Origin of the sequence: Adonisia turfae CCMR0081, from assembly GCF_011009555.1 — a bacterium.
Classification (GTDB): domain Bacteria; phylum Cyanobacteriota; class Cyanobacteriia; order Phormidesmidales; family Phormidesmidaceae; genus Leptothoe; species Leptothoe turfae.
In genome coordinates this window covers 3,183,779-3,188,546 of the sequence record NZ_QXHD01000004.1, presented here as the reverse complement: position 1 = coordinate 3,188,546, position 4,768 = coordinate 3,183,779, and the positions used below count along the sequence as shown (strand labels likewise).

Sequence of the window (4,768 nt, the reverse complement as noted above, 5' to 3'; positions counted from 1 at the left end):
TACCTGGAGCAATGTGGGAGCGAGCATTGCCAGCGGGTCGTTTAAGACTCTGGGTATGGTGATTATGCCCTGTAGCATGAGCACCGTCGGAAAATTGGCGGCAGGCTTAAGTTCTGATTTGCTAGAGCGAGCTGCCGATGTGCAACTCAAGGAAGGTAAGCCGTTAGTGTTGGTGCCCCGTGAAACCCCCCTAAGCTTAATTCATCTACGTAATTTAACGACCTTGGCTGAAGCGGGCGCTAAAATTGTCCCAGCGATTCCAGCCTGGTACCATCAGCCCCAGACCATTGATGATCTGGTGGATTTTGTTGTTGCTCGGGCTCTGGACCAGTTGGATATTGACTGTGTGCAATTAAATCGCTGGAAAGGGCACGGTCAAGAGACTCAGGTGAATGGCTAAGGATTAGTTTTGAGTGATAGGGGTAACTTTTAATTCAAAACTCAGGGCTCAAAACCTTTGAGGAGGACGGTGATGGTTCAGCTGATGGCGTTGCTACTGATAGTGGCAGTTCTGGTGATATTGGTTGTACAAAATCTCAGTCCTGTATTGGGGCTAGTGATTTTAGGGACATCAGTGGGGGCTTTGCCATTCTCGGTTTGGTTACTGGGTGCGATCGCAACGGGAACGGCCTGCACATTATTGATCTATCAGCTAGTTCCTCAAAAACGGACTTATCGACCCATCGGTCAACGATTGAGCGATCCCCCCCCTGGCCATGACCCCACGCGATTTGCAGATGATCCCCCCAATGAACGGTATCGCAGCGGATCAGCCGGCCGCTTTCAGTCCTCACCCCGAAAACCTGAGCGCCAAAATCCCTATGATAATGATTGGGAAAATTTTAGAGCTCCAGAACAGTGGGACGATTGGGGACAACAGCAAGCCTCTGGTGCGGCTCCCCAATCGAGAACCTCTGTAGGGGATACTATGGGTCGGGATACTATGGGTCGGGATACGGTTGGCGATACCGTCCGAGATATTGAATCCGGCTGGGGTGACGATGATTACGAGGCATCGTCACGATACGTATCCAGGCAGAAATCAGACCCAGACATTGGCTGGGATGATGATGGCGGTAGCTACTACAGTTCAGATGGAGCCGATCGACCATCGCCACGGACCTATGAAGAAGGCTGGCTATATGGTGATGATTCCCCTGCCGAATCTTCGGGGACACCTGAACCTGGTGAACCACAATCAGATGAGGATGAGGATGTGTATGATGCCAACTATCGGGTGATCATTCCTCCTTACGAAGCTAAAGCTAAAGACGATTAAATACCGGCTCCCTTGGATATGGTTCACACAAACTCCAGGGGGGTGGATCCGTTTCTCTAATGGTAACCATCCTGGTCGCTATGGGGTTAGGCTAGTAAGCTAGAACGGTAGCGCTCAGTCTGTTCATGTCCTCGGTTTTACCCATTGATACCCAGCGCTATCAGTCTGGCAACTACACGTTGGAGGTGATGGCCCATGCTTCATCACTATCCCAATGGAGCGATCGGCCAGTGGTGCGTCAGCTACGCTTTAGTCTATGGTCAGAACAGCCAGAGCGACAGCAATTGGCCGTGGGCAACCAACTGCAGCTGATGACCCTCAGTAATGCGGTTGAAACCTATGTACAAACTCACCTGAGTCAGCAAGCTTGGCCCCAACAAACCCACAGCATCAAGCTGCTGGATAAGGATTTAGCATTCAGCACACTACAGCTGTTTGATTTAGCAGAAGTGCTCAATGCCTGTGGACAACGTCAGGTTATTTTGCCCGTAGCGGTTGCCCAACGTCGCCAACCACGTCGTCGTCGCCAGTGGTGGACAGGGTCAGCAGCGGCTTCTCTCTTGGTAGCTGTTGGTGTCACAACGGCCTATCTTCACTACAGACCGGCTGTCTTTAACGAAGTGGCCACTACCCAGGCCCCTGAAGCTGTGTTTGACGATGCGGTGAAAGAGAGCACATCTGGGGCAAATGCCATACCTGAAGGTAGCTCTCCACCCTTAACAGCACCCGCACAAGAAGAACGTGCCGCCGCTGATAGTGTAGCAAGCTCCGAAGACATTAACGCGCAGGAAAGCCAGGAGCTGGTGCAGCAACCACTCAACTCAGAAGAGCTGGAACCTGTCAGGGTGACTCGACTCCCGGCAGAATCCCCAGAACCAAGCGCTGATGTGAGTGAAGCCGCCCCCCCGACTGGCGTTACTCAAGCACCCGGGCCAGCCTCCCCTGAGTTTGACACCATTCCTGAGGCGATCATCAAAGATGCTCCGGCTCCGTCATCACAGCCTGCGCCAGCGGAAACAAGTCCTGCTACTGAGACGCCTCTAACAGTTGAAGAGCAAGAAAGTTTAGGTAGTGCTGATTTCAGTGCTGCCAGCAGGATAGAACGACGATCGCAACCCTCTACCGACCATGCTGCTAACGTAGCCGATGGCGAGGAACTATTGAGTGCGATCGCAACCCAACTAGCCCCCTATAAGCCAGCAGATGCCACCTACCCACTGACGTATCACATCCAAATTGCTGCCGATGGTACCATCCTTAACCTAGAACCCATCAGCCCAAACGCGCCAATCCTCAACATTCCTACAGATGTCATTCACCTAACGCCTGGACGCTTACTACAGTTGGAGCTGATCTACACAGGCGCGGACCAACCGATCGTTCAAGAACGTTAGCAGACACTATAGAAACTACCCTCAATCTGACGAAGACTTTGGTGGTTTAGTTTTCTTCGCTACGCGGTTCTTGCGTTGAATTAAACCTTGATTAACCGGAAAGCCCGTCACAGGAATTACTTGATGGCGTCGTTCTTCTTCCAGCTTTTGTAGCTTTGTATAGTCAACCCAATGAATACAGTCCACGGGACAGGTATCGATGGCCTCCTGAATCAGCTCTTCGCTATCTCCATCCTGCCGCACTGCCCGTGCCCGACCATGCAAAGGCTCCAGGTAAAAGGTGTTGCGGGCCACGTGCACACAGTTGGTACACCCAATGCATGTCGTCTCATCGACGTAGACACCCTTCTGACGAAAACTTCCCCCTAATTCAGGCTCTAGGCCACTGCGATTGCCTGTATCCCTAAGTAATCCACCGAGTTCAGGCTCTAACCCCGAACGTTCATCATTAGGAGGTTCGTTTTGCAAAGTCATGATGATTACTCCAATTGCATGGGATATGCCCTAAAGCAACAAGGACGACGTTGGAACTCTCAACGTCGTCCTCCTAATCTGGTCAGCGATTACCGTATAGACTAGTTTTGAGCCCAGCGCTGTAGAACTAGACGGATGGCGCCATCCTTAGTAGTCTGTTGCTCAGCTACCTGGAAACCTTGACGGGACGTTTCACCCAGCACGGTGTGATACGCATAGCGCTGGGTAACTTTATTCAAAAAGCCATCTACAGATAGAGACTGTTGCCAATACTGCATATCAGCTACCAGCTCATAATCTCCAGTATCAGCATTGTGCTTAAAACCAAGGTCATAGCCATTTTCCTGCTCAATGACTACTTCAGCAGTTTCAGTCTTTCCCTGATAGCCACGTACTTTTTGCGGACCCGCTTTCCAGTCGGTGCCTATATCGGTTAAAGCAGCTTGCAAAGCAGGTAGATTACGGATTTTGGTTTTAATCTGGCTAAAGTGCGACATCGTAAACCTTGCGTTTTTAAGAAGTTGACAATAGGGCCATTGGGCCGATTCAGCAGTAATAAAGCTAATGTCCTTACCAGCTGCTGTAGTTCGCCTGGGAATCAGTCTGTTCAGACGTTAATTGATTGTCCTGGGCATAGAACTCAGACGTGTTCTCCTGGGATAAAACCTGGCCTAACTGAGCCTCGACAGCAGCAGTCACTTCAGCGCAAGAGCGACCGATAATACCGGTCACAAGCTCTTTAACTCGGCCATCAGGATAGATAACAAATTCCAGTGTTTCCAAAGGGATTTACCTCTTAGGTCGATCGCCACACTAAAAAAAGGGCGAACGTAGACAAACAATAACTAAAAAGTAGTTAAAACTCCATACAAAAAGTTAATACAGAGTATTGAAATAGGGAGTGCCTGCGCCAGTTATATGGATTAGTGTCGCGCAACTTTCTAGAGCCGTCAAGGAAAGCCTCGGACGGGATCTACCGTCACGATTGATTGTTACAAAAAGCAATACTTTGAAATGATTTTTGGCTTGATTGCATGGTGCATTTCAATTTAGGTGATGATGCCTTCTATTAACTGAGTGACTGATTGGCAACAGATTAGATTATTCAAAACCGTTAATAGTGAGCAAATTAAGTGAGGTAACTATATGGGATCTAAAGGTTTTCAGTTTGAGCAGGAATTTATTGATTCCCTGCGATGTATTCCAATGATTGTGCGGTTGAAATTAGATACCTGCGGTGTGAAGCTTAAACTCAATCATTGGCACCAATTTACTCAGGCTGAACGCCAAATCTTGGTAACCATGCCCTGTGATACGCCAGCAAATATTCTGACTTATCGGCAGCATTTGCAAGGGCTGGTAACTGACTACACCGGTCAACCAGCCAAGGAAATAGACGTGGCGATCAATCCACCCTGGCTAGGGTTAATGGTGCCTGAGCAGGTGCAGACCAAGGCTGCGACCCATAATTTAAAGATTTCCAATGATGATTGGGGGACGTTAACGCCGGCCCAGCGATTTGCTTTGATTAAGCTCAGTCGCCCCAGCCATGAGAATCGAAATTTTATCCCAGCGATGCAGGAGTTTGGCCTGGTGGATTGAGCTGACAGGCGGTGGACGG

At 49.7% G+C, this 4,768-nt stretch carries 7 protein-coding genes; 4 read left to right on the top strand and 3 right to left on the bottom strand.

Annotated elements, in window-relative coordinates; translation table 11 throughout:
* From DXZ20_RS17925 to DXZ20_RS17915, 3 genes are all read left to right on the top strand, one after another.
* Positions 1-400 (top strand): UbiX family flavin prenyltransferase (locus DXZ20_RS17925; RefSeq protein WP_163703525.1); only part of this gene is annotated, 400 nt, incomplete at its 5' end.
* A gap of 72 nt (positions 401-472) precedes the next feature.
* Positions 473-1,279, top strand: coding sequence for a hypothetical protein (locus DXZ20_RS17920; protein WP_163699621.1), 807 nt, complete (start codon positions 473-475; stop codon positions 1,277-1,279).
* Positions 1,280-1,404: 125 nt separating this feature from the next.
* Positions 1,405-2,673, top strand: coding sequence for a DUF4335 domain-containing protein (locus DXZ20_RS17915; RefSeq protein WP_163699619.1), 1,269 nt, complete (start codon positions 1,405-1,407; stop codon positions 2,671-2,673).
* 21 nt (positions 2,674-2,694) lie between these two features.
* Here DXZ20_RS17915 and DXZ20_RS17910 read toward each other — a convergent pair whose 3' ends face one another.
* The 3 genes from DXZ20_RS17910 to DXZ20_RS17900 form a co-directional block, all read right to left on the bottom strand.
* Positions 2,695-3,147 carry a ferredoxin gene (locus DXZ20_RS17910; protein ID WP_163664146.1) on the bottom strand — a complete coding sequence of 151 codons (453 nt, stop codon included), beginning with the start codon at positions 3,145-3,147 and terminating at the stop codon, positions 2,695-2,697.
* 101 nt (positions 3,148-3,248) lie between these two features.
* On the bottom strand, positions 3,249-3,644 hold the full coding sequence (locus DXZ20_RS17905; protein WP_163664144.1) for a DUF1257 domain-containing protein: 396 nt from the start codon (positions 3,642-3,644) through the stop codon (positions 3,249-3,251).
* A gap of 73 nt (positions 3,645-3,717) precedes the next feature.
* Positions 3,718-3,930, bottom strand: a complete 213-nt coding sequence (locus tag DXZ20_RS17900; protein ID WP_006514055.1) for a DUF2997 domain-containing protein — start codon at positions 3,928-3,930, stop codon at positions 3,718-3,720.
* 363 nt (positions 3,931-4,293) lie between these two features.
* Here DXZ20_RS17900 and DXZ20_RS17895 point away from each other — a divergent pair, with 363 nt between their 5' ends.
* Positions 4,294-4,749: a nitrate reductase associated protein gene (locus tag DXZ20_RS17895; RefSeq protein ID WP_163699617.1), complete on the top strand. Its 456-nt coding sequence runs from the start codon at positions 4,294-4,296 to the stop codon at positions 4,747-4,749.
* Positions 4,750-4,768 lie beyond the last annotated feature (19 nt).

Bases quoted from the DNA above. Each gene is read 5' to 3' on its own strand.
- DXZ20_RS17920 (WP_163699621.1), top strand. From the start codon at position 473: ATGGTTCAGCTGATGGCGTTGCTACTGATAGTGGCAGTTCTGGTGATA.
- DXZ20_RS17915 (WP_163699619.1), top strand. From the start codon at position 1,405: ATGTCCTCGGTTTTACCCATTGATACCCAGCGCTATCAGTCTGGCAAC.
- DXZ20_RS17910 (WP_163664146.1), bottom strand. From the start codon at position 3,147: ATGACTTTGCAAAACGAACCTCCTAATGATGAACGTTCGGGGTTAGAG.
- DXZ20_RS17905 (WP_163664144.1), bottom strand. From the start codon at position 3,644: ATGTCGCACTTTAGCCAGATTAAAACCAAAATCCGTAATCTACCTGCT.
- DXZ20_RS17895 (WP_163699617.1), top strand. From the start codon at position 4,294: ATGGGATCTAAAGGTTTTCAGTTTGAGCAGGAATTTATTGATTCCCTG.